The sequence below is a fragment of the Flavonifractor sp. An9 genome (assembly GCF_002161245.1).
GTDB classification, from domain to species: Bacteria; Bacillota; Clostridia; order Oscillospirales; family Oscillospiraceae; genus Flavonifractor; species Flavonifractor avicola.
This window is the reverse complement of the sequence record NZ_NFHC01000009.1, coordinates 1-13,903: the sequence shown is the minus strand read 5'-3', so window position 1 is coordinate 13,903 and position 13,903 is coordinate 1. Positions and strand designations below refer to the sequence as shown.

Below are 13,903 nucleotides of genomic sequence, written 5' to 3'. Positions count from 1 at the left end.
CAAAAGAACCCCCGGAACCAGTGGTTCCGGGGGTTCTTTTGTAAAGGAATATAATGGGTTATTTCTTTCTGGTAGGCGGGGGAACCACCGGCGAGTCGTGCTCGAAGGCGTCGAAGTAGTCCTCGTTCTGCAGCTCCGGTTTGCGGTGCCGCACCGCCTCGGTGATGATGGGATAGAGCACGATGGCCAGCAGGCCGCCGGAAAAGCCGTTGTTGTAGAGGTTGAAGCCTTCCACCGGAGTGCCTGCCCGCAACACCACCGAGGAGTGGAGAAATCCGGCCACGATGCCGAAGGGCCAGCCAAAATACCCCGAGATGGGGGCCAGGGTGGTACCAAAGAGCAGAGCCAGCTGCACCGCGCTGTCATTGATGTGCCAGTGCATACAAAAGCCGCCCAGCACCACGCCCAGCATAATGGGGATGATATTGCGGGCGTGCTTACCAAAGGCAGAGAAGCCCATGATGGTAAAGATGCCGCCCATAGTGGGACCGTTTAAATCGCCACCGGTGGCCAGGATGAAGGTCATACCGATCAGTCCGTTAACACCTACGTTGATCAAAGTAGGGGCAGCGCCAAACATACGCAGGTAGTCACTGGGGGCCCGGCCAGTGGTGAGCAGCAGCCGGCGGTAGCCGGCCCAGGCTGCCCAGATAGGACGTCCGCTGAAAAACAAGCCCATAATGATGAGGAGCAGGCACAGGCTGCCCAGGCAGATTCCCAGCTGCAGATTGTAGCCGGTGGCCCAATGGTGCGCCACGTTGGGATCAGCCCCCAGGGAGGTCATTACCGGCACCAGAATGGTAGCCAGCAGGCCGCAGGCGAAGCCCATGTTGTACAGGTTCATACCGTTCTGGATCTTGTATGTATAGGCGGACAGAGGGGGCAGCACAAAGCCGATGATGGCGCCGATGAGAATAGCCCACCAGATGTTGCCCCAGCCGTTGTCCAAGGCCACATAGCTGACCACCGGCGACAGGGAGGTGGCCAGCAGGGACACCGAGGCATATTTGCCGAAGTCCTCCCGGCGGACCTTGGCGTACAGGAAGGTGCCGAAGATAATGGGCCAAATGTTGGCGATATTCTTGCCGAACAGGGCAAAGCCCGCCATCAGGCCGATCTCCACCAGGGTATAGCCGTTAAGGGGGTCCTTACTCAAATGGAGGATGCCCAGGCTGATGAGGGTGACCAGGGCGGCGTTGACAAAGGCTGCCCCAATGCCTGCGATCTTCACATAGTCGGTGATGAGGGCATCTTCCGTCTGTATGATCTTCCACAGGCCGGGCAGAATCTGGGTGGGATCACCCAGGATCAGCCCGATGGCAATCAGATAGGCAGCAAAGCAGATGGCAGCAGGGTAAATCTTGTGGTAGCGCATATGGTGTCCCCTTTCGGATGGCAGCCGTCTTACCGACCGTCAAAATAGGCTCGGGTCTGTTCCGCGTTACGCATGACTTCTTGCTTGAGCTCCTCCAGGCTGTCGAACTTCCGCTCGCCCCGCAGGCGCTTATAAAACTCCATCCGGACACTCTGTCCGTACAGGTTGCCGTTGAAATCCAGGATAAATCCTTCCACAGTCACCCGGTCGCCGTCGTCCACCGTGGGGCGCACCCCCACATTGGTCACCGCCAGGCGGCTGTCGCCGTTTTCAAACCACACTTTGGTAGCATATACCCCATAGGCGGGCACCAGCACACCGGGCTGGAACCGCAGATTCACCGTGGGAAAGCCCAGAGTGGACCCCAGCTTCTTGCCGTGGGCCACGGTATCGGTGAGGGTATGGGGATGGCCCAAAAATTCGTTGGCCCGCTCCATCTCGCCCTGGGCTACCAGGGTACGGATATAGGTGGATGACACCGTGATGTCGTCCCGGCACACCTTGGGAATGATATCGCAGCCGATGCCCAGCTCCTGACACAGTGTCTGGAGCCGCTCCGGATTACCCTCTCCCTTATAGCCGAAGTGGAAATCGTGGCCGGCCACCAGATGGACCGCCCCATGCTCCTTCACCAGATAGTCGGTGACAAACTCCCGCCAGGGCTGGTGCATCATCCGCTCGTCAAAGTGGGCCACGATCACATCCCGGATACCGTAGTACCGCCGCATCAGCTCCGCCCGGTCCAGGGGGGAGCTGAGCAGGGGGACCGCCGGGGTCTTGAGGATCAGGTTCTCCGGATGGGTATCAAAGGTGACCGCCGCCGGGACGGCTCCCAGTTCGGCCGCCTTCTCCCCCACCCGGCGCAGCAGGGCGCCGTGGCCCAAGTGAACGCCGTCAAAAAAGCCCAGGGCGATCACACGTCTTGTCTCTGTCCCGTTCACTGTCTCACACCTCGAAAAAACTTTTGATGGTAACCATTACACCGCCGGCGCACCGGCCCAACAGCAAAAATTCCCCATCGGGGCCGTACACCCTCCATGTACCGTCAGCCACGGCACAGGAAAAGGGACTGCCGTTTTTGGCCTTCTTCAGTACCTCCGCTCCGATGGTCACCGCCGGGTATTCCCCAAAGCAGCCGTCCACCGGGATCAGCAGGGACGCCGGGTCGGTGGCAGCCTGGAGTTCCTCCAAAGTTACCGCCTGATCCAGAGTATATCCCGCCGCCTCGGTGCGCCGCAGGGCGGACATACAGCCGCCGCAGCCCAGCGCCTGCCCAATGTCATGGCACAGGGTACGGACATAAGTGCCCTTGGAGCAGCGCACCCGCAGATACCAGGCATCCTCCTCCTGAGGGAACCCAGCCGGGGCCTCCTCCAGCACCTCCAGCTCATAGATGGTCACCGGCCTGGGGGGCCGCTCCACCTCTTTGCCTGCACGGGCCAGCTCGTAGAGCTTTTTGCCATCCCGCTTGATGGCAGAATACATGGGTGGGATCTGAAGAATATCCCCACGGAAGGGTTCCAGGGCCGCTTTCAGGGTCTCCCGATCCACCTGGACCGGCCGCTGTTCCAGCACCTGGCCGGTGGTATCCTGGGTATTTGTCATAACACCCAGTTTTAATCCGGCGATATATTCCTTTTTCCCCTCGGTGGCAAACTCCACCGCCCGGGTCGCCCGCCCCACAAAGACAGGCAGCACACCGGTAGCCATGGGGTCCAGGGTGCCGCCGTGGCCAATCCGCTTTTCGTGGAAGATCCCCCGCAGCTTGGCGCAGATATCCATGCTGGTCCACTCCTGGGGCTTGTCGATGATGATGACTCCGTTAGGCATTGCTTTCCACCTGCCGGATGGCGTCCAGGATGGTGGACTCCGCCTGCTCCAGCGTACCGTCCACGGTACAGCCCGCGGCGGCGGCGTGCCCGCCGCCCCCCAGCAGGGCGCACACACGGGTAGCGTTCAGTCCGCCGCTGGTGCGGACGGACAGCTTGCAGGCCCCGTCCTCCAGCTCCCGGATGGTGACTGAGGTCTCCACCCCCTCGATCTGGCCCAGGAAAGCCGCGATATCCTCCATGTCCTCCTCAGTGGCGCCCGCCTCGTCCATCAGAGACAGGGACACGGGAGCCACGGCCACCTTGCCGTCCTCATAGCGGTGCATCCGCTCCACAATGAGCCGTTCCACCTGGAGCCGAGCCCAGGTCTTGGTACGGAAGTGGCGCTTGTTCAGGGGGAATACATCAATTCCAGTGTCCATCAGGGCGGCGGCCACCCGGTGGGTATCCGCCGTGGTGTTGCCGTACTGGAAGCAGCCGGTGTCGGTGGATACCGCCACATACAGGGGAACCGCCGTCTCCTGGTTGATCTGCCCCAGTTCTTTCAGGATGTCGTAGATGATCTCGCCACAGGCGGCCCGCCCGGCGTCCAGGCAGGTCTCCTTGGCAAAAAACTCCTGAGAGGGATGGTGGTCAATGGCCAGATCGATTCCCCGCTCCAGCCAGGGCTGACCGGATGTGGTAAACAGGCCCCGGGCGGCGATGTCCACGCTGACCACTGTCTCCGGCTCATAGCCCTCGGAGGCCAGCAGCCCCTCTAGGTAAGGGGTGAAGAGATGAGTCTCCCCGGTGCCGGGGCAGATATGGGCGGTCTTGCCCAGACCACGCAGTCCCAGGCACAGGGCAGCGGCACAGCCGATGGTGTCCCCGTCGGGGCGCTTGTGGGTCAGGACCAGGTAGCGGTCGTGGTCCTTCAGCCAGGCCGCAGCTTCGGTATAGGTCATGGAGCTCACTCCTCGCTGTCCAGATCGATGTGGGCGTTGGCCGGATTGGCAGGCTTCACTACCTCCGGATTCCGCAGCATACTCAGGATATGGGCACCCTGGCCGATGGAGTCATCCTCCACAAATTGCAGCTCGGGGGTATAGCGCAGCTTCAGGGCCGCACCCAGTTCCCGCCGCAGGTAGCCTCCGGCGGATTTCAGGCCCTTGACCACCTCGCTCACGTCGCTCTTGTCCAGCACGCTGACATAGATCTTGGAATAGCGCAGGTCAGAGGTGGTATCCACGCCGGTGATGGACACCAGTCCGTGGACCCGGGGGTCCTTGACCGTGCGGATGAGGGTGGCCAACTCCCGCTGGATCTCCTCGTTGATACGTCCAATGCGATTACTTGCCATATTTTTCTCCTATTACGCAATACAGACCCGCCCCCTCCTCAAATGAATTGGGGACGGAACGGGTCTGTTTGAATTTTCATGATTGTAGCACCAGGGGTGACTTATTACACCTCGATCTGCTCCACCGCAGCGTTAAGAAGATTTGCCGGTGGCAAATCTTTAGCGTAGGCCGGCACGGCTATGCCGGGCCGGTGGCACCCCGCAAGAAGCAGAATTACACCTCAATCTGCTCCATCAAGAAGGCCTCAATCACGTCGCCCTCCTTGATGTCCTGGAACTTCTCGAAGGTGATGCCGCACTCGTAGCCGGCGGCCACTTCCTTCACGCTGTCCTTAAAGCGCTGGAGGGAAGCGATGGAACCGTCGTAGATCACCACGTTGTCGCGCAGCAGGCGCATCTGGGCGCCGCGCTGCATCTTGCCGCCCGTGACGTAGCAGCCGGCCACCATGCCCACGCCGGTGATACGGAACACGTTGCGCACCTCGGCCTGGCCCAGCTCCACTTCCTTGAACTTGGGAGCCAGCATACCCTTCATGGCGGTCTCGATCTCGTTGATGCAGTCGTAGATCACGCGGTACATCCGCATATCCACCTTGTTGCGGGCGGCGGTGTCCTTGGCGTTGGAGTCGGGACGGACGTTGAAGCCCACGATGATGGCGTTGGAGGTGGTAGCCAGCATGACGTCGCTCTCGTTGATGGCGCCCACCGCGCAGTGGATGACCCGTACCCGGACCTCGTCGTTGGAGATCTTCTCCAGGGAGGCCTTGACGGCCTCGGCGGAGCCCTGCACGTCGGCCTTGACGATGATGTTCAGGTCCTTCATCTCGCCCTGCTTGATCTGGCTGAACAGATCCTCCAGGCTCACCTTGCCCACCGGGCTGGAAGCAGCCATCTTCTGATCGTGCTTGCGCTGCTCCACCAGCTCACGGGCCATACGCTCGTCGGCCACGGCGTGGAAGTCATCACCGGCGCCGGGCACTTCGCTCATACCGATGATCTCCACAGGCACGGAGGGACCGGCCTCGGTGAGCTTCTCGCCCCGGGCGTTGGTCATGGCGCGGACACGTCCCACGGCGGTGCCGGCAATGATGATATCGCCCTGATGGAGGGTACCGTTCTGCACCAGCAGAGTGGCCACAGGACCACGGCCCTTGTCCAGACGGGCCTCGATGACGGCACCATGGGCGGAGCGGTTGGGGTTGGCCTTCAGCTCCTGCATCTCGGCGGTCAGGTTGACCATCTCCAGCAAATTGTCGATGCCCTCGCCGGTCTTGGCGGAAATGGGGCAGATGATGGTGTCGCCGCCCCACTCCTCGGGCACCAGCTCGTACTTGGTGAGCTGCTCCTTAATGCGCTCGGGGTTGGCCTCCGGCTTATCCATCTTATTGATGGCCACGATCACGGGGATCTTGGCGGCCTTGGCATGGTTGATGGACTCCACGGTCTGGGGCATGATGCCGTCGTCGGCGGCCACCACCAGAATGGCCACGTCGGTGATCATAGCGCCGCGGGCACGCATGGCGGTAAAGGCCTCGTGGCCGGGGGTGTCCAGGAAGGTAATGGGCTTGCCCTGGACCTCCACCTGATAGGCGCCGATGTGCTGGGTGATGCCGCCGGCCTCGCCCGCCGCCACATGGGCGTTGCGGATATAGTCCAGCAGAGAGGTCTTGCCGTGGTCGACGTGGCCCATAACCACCACCACGGGAGCGCGGGGCAGCAGATCCTCTTCCTTATCCTCAGCGGTATCGATGAGCTTCTCCTCGATGGTGACGATGATCTCCTTCTCCACCTTGCAGCCCAGCTCCTCGGCAATGATAGCGGCGGTGTCGAAGTCGATGACGTCGGACAGGGAGGCCATGACGCCGTTCTTCATCAGGGTCTTGACCACCTCGGCGCCGGTCTTCTTCATGCGGGAGGCCAGCTCGCCCACACCGATCTCGTCGGGGATCTTGACGGTGAGGGGGGTCTTTTTGGCGATCTCCATCTGGAGCCGGCGCATCTTCTCCTGCTCCTCCTGGCGGCGCTTGTTGCCGCCCTGGAAGCCGCCCTTGCGCTGGTTGCGGCCCTGGAACTTCTGCTTGCCAGCCTGCATCTGCTTGGTCTTGCCGGCAGCCAGGTCCTCCAGACGCTGGTCGTACTTCTCCAGGTTCACGTTGCCGCTCTTGCGGGTGTCCACAACCTTCTTCTCAGGCACACGGGTCGTGGGCCGGCTGGGCTGCTGGACGGGCTGAGTCTTGGGCTGCTCCGCCTGAGCGGCGGGCTTATTGACAGGCGCGGTATGTTCCTTCACAGGCTTTCCACCCTTCTGGTTCTGCTGCTGAGCGGGAGCAGTGCGCTGCTCCTCCTTCCCGGCGGCAGGTGTTTCCTTGGCCGCGGCCTTGGGTTCCCGATACACATCGGCGTAGATGCTCTCAATGCTCTCCACCTGATTGTGCTGGGTGAGATACTCGAAAATCAGAGACAGCTCCCGGTCGCCCAGAGGCTGCATATGGTTCTTCGGAGTCGTCGCGTATTTGGTCAGAATGTCGGTGATATCCTTGGAGTTCTTGTTGAAATCCTTGGCCACCTCATGCACACGATATTTGTTGTTCAGCAAATAAAGCCACCTCCAACTGGTCGGCTTGCGCCAATAGGAAAACGCGGCGGGACCGCTGCGCTTTCTTATTGGAACAAGCCTGCTTGTTCCAATCTGTCCTCAGCCACTTCTTGTTCATGGCTGCTGCTTCTTGATGGTCAGTTTGCCCTTGGGGGCAAACGGTCTTGCCTGCTTTTTGGCCGCGGGCGGATTCTGGGGCGCTTTGGCCGCCTTGGGGGGCGGAGCCCACGGCTTCTTGTTCTTCTTCTGCAGGTTCTTCTCATGGGCCCGCTGTTCCTTCTGCCGCTGAAGGGCCTTCCCTGCCTTGATTTTCAGCTCCTCCGCCGCGGCGGAGCAGTGCTCCGGATCGGCTTGAGCCAGCTTGGCAGCAATAGCGGCCGCCAGCCCCACGTCGGTGAGGGCCAGCATGGTGCAGGCAGAGCGGCCCACCGCACCGCCCAGGCCGCCCTTGGTGTAGGGCGTGGGCAGGTGGGGCACCTTGCCGATCTCGGCAAAGTGAGCGGCCCGGCGCAGGCTGTTGTCCGCGCCGTCACAGGCAGTGAGGATCAGCTTGGCCTGGTGGGCCCGGGCGGCGGCGCCCACCGGCTCCTCGCCCACCTCCACACGGCCTGCCTTACGGGCGATGCCCAGCAGATGCAGTACGCTATCCATCCTGATCGCCCTCCCGCATCTGCTGTTCCAGCGCCTCATATACCTCGTCGGGCATGGGGGCGGAGAAAGCCCGCTCCAGCGCCTTGGCCTTCCGGGCCCGCTTCAGGCAGGCCTCGTCGGGACATACATAGGCCCCCCGGCCCGGCTTCTTTCCCTTGAAATCCAGGGAGACTTCCCCCTCGGGACTCTTCACCACCCGGATCAGCTCCTTCTTGGGCTTCATCTCCCGGCAGCCCACGCACTGACGCATGGGAATCTTCTTGGGCATCCTTCTGCCCCCCTTCCATCTTATTTGATCACTGAGGGATTACTCCTCGGTCTCGGCCTCGTCCTCGAGGATCACGTCCTCCTCGTCCTCCACTTCCTCGTCGGCGGGGGCGGAGGCGGGCTTGATGTCGATCTTCCAGCCGGTCAGCTTGGCGGCCAGGCGGGCGTTCTGGCCCTCCTTGCCGATGGCCAGGGACAGCTGATCGTCGGGCACCACCACGCGGCAGGTCTTGCCCTCCTCGTGGATGTCCACGCTGATGACATCGGCGGGGGACAGAGCGGCGGCGATGTACACGGCGGGGTCCTCAGACCACTTGACAATGTCCACCTTCTCGCCGCGGAGCTCCTCCACGATGTTGTTGACACGCTGGCCCCGGGGACCCACGCAGGCGCCGATGGGGTCCACGTTGGGATCGGCGGACCAGACAGCCAGCTTGGTGCGGGAACCGGCCTCACGGGCAATGGACTTGACCTCCACAGTGCCGTCGTAGATCTCGGGCACTTCCATCTCGAACAGCCGCTTCACCAGGCCGGGATGGGTGCGGGAGATCAGGACCTGGGGACCCTTGGTGGAACGGCGGACCTCCACCACATACACCCGCAGGCGCATACCCTCCACATACTCCTCGCCCTTGACCTGCTCGCCGGCAGCCAGGAAGGCCTCGGTGGCCTCGCTGCCGGAGCCGATCCGCAGGCTGGCGGCACCGGAGCGGGGATCGATACGGGTGACCACGCCGGTGAGGATCTCGTGCTCCTTGGAGGAGAACTCGTCGTACACCATGCCCCGCTCGGCCTCGCGCATACCCTGGATGATGACCTGACGGGCGGTCTGAGCGGCAATGCGGCCAAAGTCCCGGGTCTTGATCTCGATCCGGATCACATCACCCAGCTGGGCCTGGGGCAGCTTGCTGCGGGCAACCTCCAGGCTCATCTCGGTGCAGGGGTTATCTACCTCCTCCACCACGTCCTTCTTGACGAACATCCGGACAGTGCCGGCCTCCTCGTCGGCCTCCACCACGATATTGTCACCGGCAGTCTCGTGGTCCCGCTTATAGGCGGACACCAGGGCCTGGGTGATCTTATCCAGCATATAGGACTTGGGGATGCCCTTTTCCTTCTCAATCAGGTTGATGGCGGCAAAAAATTCCTTGCCGTCCAGCTCATTGGTCTTCTGCGCTTTGGCATTCTTCTTCGGCATAGTTCTGTCTCCTTATCCTCAACACGGGCGGTTTCTGTCCGCCCCTACATCTTAAAACCGCACGTACAGCCGGGTCTGGGCCACGTCCTTCTTGACGAAGGTTCTGGGACCGTCGGCTGTCTCAATGGTCACGTCGCCGTTTTCATAGCCGGACAGGGTGCCCACATGGTCCTTCCGGCCGTCCACCGCCCGGTAGAGGCGGACCTCCACCTCAGCCCCCATAAAGGCGGCAAAGTGCTCCGGCTTCTTCAGGGGCCGGTCTGCGCCGGCGGAGGAGACCTCCAGCACATAGCTGCCCTCAATGGGATCGGCCTCGTCCAGGGCGTCGGACAGGGGGCGGCTCACCGCCTCACAGTCGTTAATGGAGACGCCGCCTTCCTTATCAATATAAATCCGCAGGAACCACTGTCCCGCTTCCCGCACATATTCCACGTCCCACAGGGAGCAGCCGGCAGCCTCCACCAGGGGGGCCGCCAGAGCGGATACCAGTTCCGTTACCTTGGCCATAATCCACCTCCGGCAAGGGGCTGTAAAAAATTTACATACCCCGTTTTTTCAATAAGAAAGAGCGGAGCCGTGACCCCACTCTCACCATACTTCTACTACTAACGTATGTACTATACCACAAACCGGTGTTTTGTGCAAGGGTCTGCCGTGATTTTTTCCAATCCGGTCTTTTTTATGCATTTGAGTTGACATAAGGAAACCCTCTGGTACAATAGGAATCAGATTCATTTTTTTAAGGAGGTCGGAACATGGAAGGCAACAAGCAGGCCCTGGAAATTTTGGGCGAGGTAAAGAAAGCGGTGGTGGGCAAGGACAATGTGCTTGCCAAGGTACTGCTTGCCATCCTGGCCCGGGGCCACATTCTGCTGGAGGACATCCCCGGCGTAGGTAAGACCACCATGGCTCTGGCCTTTTCCAAGGCTCTGAGCCTGCGATATAACCGGGTGCAGTTCACCCCCGACGTGATGCCCTCTGACATCACCGGTTTTTCCATTTACAACAAGGCCACCGGCGCCATGGAGTATCAGCCCGGCGCGGTGCTGTGCAACCTGTTTCTGGCAGACGAGCTGAACCGGGCTACCAGCCGCACTCAGTCCGCCCTGCTGGAGGCTATGGAGGAGGGCCAGGTCACCGTGGACGGTGTGTCCCATCCGGTGCCTCAGCCCTTCCTGGTCATCGCCACCCAGAACCCGGCGGGAGCCTCGGGCACTCAGCCTCTCCCCGACTCCCAGATGGACCGGTTCATGATCCGGCTTTCCATGGGCTACCCCGCCCCGGCGGACGAGTTTGCCATGGTGCGCCGCAAGCAGGGAAACAACCCGCTGGATCAGGTGCGCCAGGTGCTGGATCTGAACAGTCTGGCCGCTCTGCGTGCCCAGGCCGACCAGGTATTTGTATCAGACCCGGTGCTGGACTATATCATTCGGCTGGTCAATGCCACCCGCAGCCACCCCATGATCGTCCAGGGCGCCAGTCCCCGTGCCTCTCTGGCCCTCACCGCCATGGCCAAGGCGGCCGCCCTGGTCTTTGGCCGGGACTTTGTCAATCCGGAGGACGTATCCATGGTCTTTGCCGATGTGGTGACACACCGGCTCATTCTCTCCCCCCGGGCGGAGGCCAACGGCAACTTCCAGCCGGCGGCGGAGATTCTCCGGCTGGTCCCGCCGCCCAAGATCGGGTAAGGCCATGGCAGGCCGTCGGATTTTATACGCCGTTTTGGTGGGCGCGGCGGTGCTCTTTCAGATCTTTTTCCGCTTTTACCTGTCCACCTTTGTATTGGTACTCATTCTGGTGCTTCCCATTCTCTCCCTGCTGCTGGCTCTGCCCGGATGGATGGGGAGTATGGCATCGGTAGTGCCCCAAGCCCCCTTAATCACAGTGGGCGGCAGCGCCCGGTTCGGCGTGCTCCTGTACCATTCCTCCTTCCTGCCCCTCATCCGCCCCCGGATCAGGCTGCGCTGGACCAATCAGCTCACCGGAGAGTCGGGGGAAAGCAAGATCACGGTAACCGCCCGGAAGCCGGCGGAGCTGACAGTGGCCGCCACCCACTGCGGCCGTCTGGTCTGCCAGGTGGAGAAAGCGGTCTGCTGCGACCTGCTGGGGCTCTTTCCTCTGCCGGTGCGGAAGGGCCCGGAGCGAGCTGTGCTCATCCTTCCCGCCCAGCTGGAGCTGGAAGGAAAGGAGGAGCTGGCTGCCGGTGAGAACGCCGGTACGGTACTCCGCCCCCGGCCCGGCGGCGGTCCCGGCGAGGACTACGACCTGCGGGAGTATCGGGTGGGGGACCCCCTGCGGTCCGTCCACTGGAAGCTGTCCTCTAAAAAGGACGAACTGGTGGTGCGGGAGACCCTGGAACCCCAGCAGGCCGCCATTGTGGTGACCTATGACCACTTCGGTCCGTCCGAGGAACTGGACCGCACCTTTGCCCAGCTGTGGGCTCTCTCCCGTTGGCTGCTGCAGCAGGACCGGCCCCACCACATCCAGTGGGCTTCTCCCGTCACCGGCGTGGCGGAGGACCGGGCTGTGGACAGTCCCAACGCTCTGCTGGCCTGTCTGGAGCTGGCCTTCTCCACCCCCGCACCTCTGGAGGGCCGCTCCATTCTGGACGGCGCCCTCCGGCTGCCCGGCGGCGGTAAGGTACGCCATCTCCATGTAACGCCGGACGGCGTGGAAGGAGGGGGACGATGAAACGGCATTCCAAACGGCAGCCCCGGCCCCGGCCGGGCTGGCTGGAGCTGCTGACCGGCGGCTTCCTGCTCTTCCTGCTGTTGTCCAGCACCCTCTGGTCCTTCTCCTCTGCGGTGGGACAGTCTCTTGAGCTCACCCTTTTCCTTACAGGCTGTGTGCTTCTGTCAGTCCTGCTCACCGTTCTGTGTGCACTCCCTACCCGCTGGATGCTGGTGAGTATGGCCGCGGTACTCTGCATTGACGGTCTGGTGGTATGGCAGATGTTCACCGCCATGCGGCTGGGAGAGATCACCTTCCGCTGTTCTGTGGTGAATACGGTGTGCACCAGTCTGGAGCTGGACGGCTTTATTGAGCCCATCCTCCAGCTGGCCCCCTCCGTCTGGATCAGAGCCGCAACCATTCTGGCCCTGGCCGTGGCCGCTGTTCTGGTGGTTCTGCTGGCCCTGGCGGTGATACGGTTCCCTTCTTTTTCCGCCACCTTCCTGCTCACCGCTCCCTTTGTGCTGGCTCCTCTGTGCATTTCTGTCACACCGGCCTGGCTGCCTCTGATGGTGCTCATTCTGGCCTGGTGCGTGATGGGCCTGGGGTCCCTGGCCCGGCGGTGGGACCGGGCAGGAGCCGCACGGCTCACCCTGGTCTCCTTTCCGGCGGTGGCCCTGCTGCTGCTCCTGCTCAACGCCGCCATGCCCCAATCCGCCTATCAGCGGCCTCAGTGGGCAGACGACGCTCTGGACTCCATCAACAACTGGGCAACTCATCTGAACATCACCCTCTTTAACGGCAAAGGACCCTTCGGCTTTGGCAGCGGCGGCTCCTTTACCAATGCCGACGGCAAGGTGTCTCTGGACGACGCCGGACCTCTGGACTTCTCCGGCCGGACGGTGCTGTCAGTGGACACTGATCTGCGGGGGCGCATCTACCTGCGGGGCTTTTCCAGCGCGGTATACGACAGCGACGGCTGGGGGCCGCTGGCGGAATCGGACTATCACGACCTGGGCGTCTTCTATTATCCCATTAACGAGTACTCCGGCGAGTTTTCCCTCTCCGACCTATCCAATGCTTTGGGCGGCTACCAGCCTATGAACTTCCCCGCCCTGGCTGATCGAAACGCCTTCCCCAGCCATCAATATGCCAAGGTCACGGTCCGCAATGTAGGGGCTGACCCTGGTTATGTGTACGTTCCCTATCACATCCTGTCCCAGCCCAACGAGCTCAGCGGCACCAAGTTCATGTACGACTCCTATCTGGCCCGAGGGGAGGATGTGTGGACCCATACGCTGTACGTCCAGCCCGGCTGCTCCCCCGATTCCGGGGCGGCGCTGCCGGTGGAGGCCCGGCAGGCGGAGGAGCGTTATCAGGCCTTTGTCTACGACAATTATCTGACCATTCCCGACTCTCCCGAGCTGTGGGATGCCATGGTAGAGGCCACCGACCAGTTCTGGCCCCAGGTCATGGAGGCCTGCGACAGCAGGGAAATAACCAGTACCCCCGATTTCTCCTACGGCATTACCTCGGAGAACGGTATTCCTGACCTCACAAAATCGGATATCAACCTGATCCATCTTTGGACCATGGAGAGCGCCCAGGCCATCGCCGATTATCTGGCCTCCATCACTCAGTATGATCCCAACACCCCCGCCACCCCGGAGGGAGAGGATTTCGTCACCTATTTCCTCACCGAGAGTCACCGGGGCTACTGTATGCACTATGCCAGCGCCGCCACCCTCATGCTGCGGGCTATGGGTATCCCCGCCCGGTATGTCACCGGCTATGTGGCCGACGTACCCTCCTCCGGCCATGTGAATGTCCCGGACTCCGCCGCCCACGCCTGGGTGGAGGTCTATATTCCCGGCTACGGCTGGGAGCCGGTGGAGGTCACCCCCGCCTATGCCGGCAGCAATCCCGGCCAGAGCGGTACGACCACCCCCACGCCTACCCCCACCGCAACACCTACTCC

13 protein-coding genes are annotated in these 13,903 nt (G+C 62.0%); 3 read left to right on the top strand and 10 right to left on the bottom strand.

Annotation, left to right across the window (positions count from 1 at the left end; translation table 11 throughout):
- Window positions 1-58: 58 nt before the first annotated feature.
- From B5G40_RS07565 to rimP, 10 genes are all read right to left on the bottom strand, one after another.
- Entirely contained in the window at window positions 59-1,375 is a 1,317-nt protein-coding gene (locus B5G40_RS07565; protein WP_087399239.1) for a DUF1576 domain-containing protein, read from the bottom strand.
- Between the two features lie 29 nt (window positions 1,376-1,404).
- Complete coding sequence (gene ribF / locus B5G40_RS07560) at window positions 1,405-2,316, bottom strand: riboflavin biosynthesis protein RibF (protein ID WP_087188582.1); 912 nt, start codon at window positions 2,314-2,316, stop codon at window positions 1,405-1,407.
- A gap of 4 nt (window positions 2,317-2,320) precedes the next feature.
- Window positions 2,321-3,205, bottom strand: coding sequence for a tRNA pseudouridine(55) synthase TruB (gene truB, locus B5G40_RS07555; RefSeq protein ID WP_087399238.1), 885 nt, complete (start codon window positions 3,203-3,205; stop codon window positions 2,321-2,323).
- The gene (locus B5G40_RS07550) at window positions 3,198-4,148 is read right to left on the bottom strand and encodes a DHH family phosphoesterase (RefSeq protein WP_087399237.1); all 951 of its coding nucleotides are present in this window, start codon (window positions 4,146-4,148) and stop codon (window positions 3,198-3,200) included. Before B5G40_RS07550 ends, truB begins: the two co-directional genes overlap by 8 nt.
- A 5-nt stretch (window positions 4,149-4,153) precedes the next feature.
- A complete protein-coding gene (rbfA, locus tag B5G40_RS07545) occupies window positions 4,154-4,543 on the bottom strand; it encodes a 30S ribosome-binding factor RbfA (RefSeq protein ID WP_087188579.1) in 390 nt (129 codons plus the stop codon).
- Between the two features lie 214 nt (window positions 4,544-4,757).
- Window positions 4,758-7,136 carry a translation initiation factor IF-2 gene (gene infB, locus B5G40_RS07540; protein WP_164496945.1) on the bottom strand — a complete coding sequence of 793 codons (2,379 nt, stop codon included), beginning with the start codon at window positions 7,134-7,136 and terminating at the stop codon, window positions 4,758-4,760.
- A gap of 117 nt (window positions 7,137-7,253) precedes the next feature.
- Window positions 7,254-7,790, bottom strand: coding sequence for a L7Ae/L30e/S12e/Gadd45 family ribosomal protein (locus tag B5G40_RS07535; RefSeq protein ID WP_087399235.1), 537 nt, complete (start codon window positions 7,788-7,790; stop codon window positions 7,254-7,256).
- Window positions 7,783-8,058, bottom strand: a complete 276-nt coding sequence (locus B5G40_RS07530; protein WP_087188576.1) for an RNase P modulator RnpM — start codon at window positions 8,056-8,058, stop codon at window positions 7,783-7,785. The genes B5G40_RS07535 and B5G40_RS07530 overlap by 8 nt, the downstream gene beginning before the upstream one ends.
- 39 nt (window positions 8,059-8,097) lie before the next feature.
- The gene (nusA, locus tag B5G40_RS07525; RefSeq protein WP_087330955.1) at window positions 8,098-9,255 is read right to left on the bottom strand and encodes a transcription termination factor NusA; all 1,158 of its coding nucleotides are present in this window, start codon (window positions 9,253-9,255) and stop codon (window positions 8,098-8,100) included.
- Between the two features lie 51 nt (window positions 9,256-9,306).
- Window positions 9,307-9,762 carry a ribosome maturation factor RimP gene (gene rimP / locus B5G40_RS07520; RefSeq protein ID WP_087188574.1) on the bottom strand — a complete coding sequence of 152 codons (456 nt, stop codon included), beginning with the start codon at window positions 9,760-9,762 and terminating at the stop codon, window positions 9,307-9,309.
- Between the two features lie 248 nt (window positions 9,763-10,010).
- On the opposite strand from rimP, the gene B5G40_RS07515 reads away from it, so the two are divergent.
- The 3 genes from B5G40_RS07515 to B5G40_RS07505 all read left to right on the top strand — a co-directional run.
- Window positions 10,011-10,943 (top strand): AAA family ATPase, encoded by a 933-nt coding sequence (locus tag B5G40_RS07515; RefSeq protein ID WP_087399234.1) that lies wholly within the window; start codon window positions 10,011-10,013, stop codon window positions 10,941-10,943.
- 4 nt (window positions 10,944-10,947) lie between these two features.
- Window positions 10,948-11,946: a DUF58 domain-containing protein gene (locus B5G40_RS07510; RefSeq protein ID WP_087399233.1), complete on the top strand. Its 999-nt coding sequence runs from the start codon at window positions 10,948-10,950 to the stop codon at window positions 11,944-11,946.
- Window positions 11,943-13,903, top strand: a 1,961-nt coding sequence (locus B5G40_RS07505) for a transglutaminase-like domain-containing protein (RefSeq protein WP_143383382.1), incomplete at its 3' end; no start/stop codon positions are given. The genes B5G40_RS07510 and B5G40_RS07505, both read left to right, overlap by 4 nt.

Bases quoted from the DNA above. Each gene is read 5' to 3' on its own strand.
- B5G40_RS07550 (WP_087399237.1), bottom strand. From the start codon at position 4,148: ATGACCTATACCGAAGCTGCGGCCTGGCTGAAGGACCACGACCGCTAC.
- nusA (WP_087330955.1), bottom strand. From the start codon at position 9,255: ATGCCGAAGAAGAATGCCAAAGCGCAGAAGACCAATGAGCTGGACGGC.
- rimP (WP_087188574.1), bottom strand. From the start codon at position 9,762: ATGGCCAAGGTAACGGAACTGGTATCCGCTCTGGCGGCCCCCCTGGTG.
- B5G40_RS07510 (WP_087399233.1), top strand. From the start codon at position 10,948: ATGGCAGGCCGTCGGATTTTATACGCCGTTTTGGTGGGCGCGGCGGTG.
- B5G40_RS07535 (WP_087399235.1), bottom strand. From the start codon at position 7,790: ATGGATAGCGTACTGCATCTGCTGGGCATCGCCCGTAAGGCAGGCCGT.
- rbfA (WP_087188579.1), bottom strand. From the start codon at position 4,543: ATGGCAAGTAATCGCATTGGACGTATCAACGAGGAGATCCAGCGGGAG.
- B5G40_RS07515 (WP_087399234.1), top strand. From the start codon at position 10,011: ATGGAAGGCAACAAGCAGGCCCTGGAAATTTTGGGCGAGGTAAAGAAA.
- truB (WP_087399238.1), bottom strand. From the start codon at position 3,205: ATGCCTAACGGAGTCATCATCATCGACAAGCCCCAGGAGTGGACCAGC.
- B5G40_RS07565 (WP_087399239.1), bottom strand. From the start codon at position 1,375: ATGCGCTACCACAAGATTTACCCTGCTGCCATCTGCTTTGCTGCCTAT.
- B5G40_RS07530 (WP_087188576.1), bottom strand. From the start codon at position 8,058: ATGCCCAAGAAGATTCCCATGCGTCAGTGCGTGGGCTGCCGGGAGATG.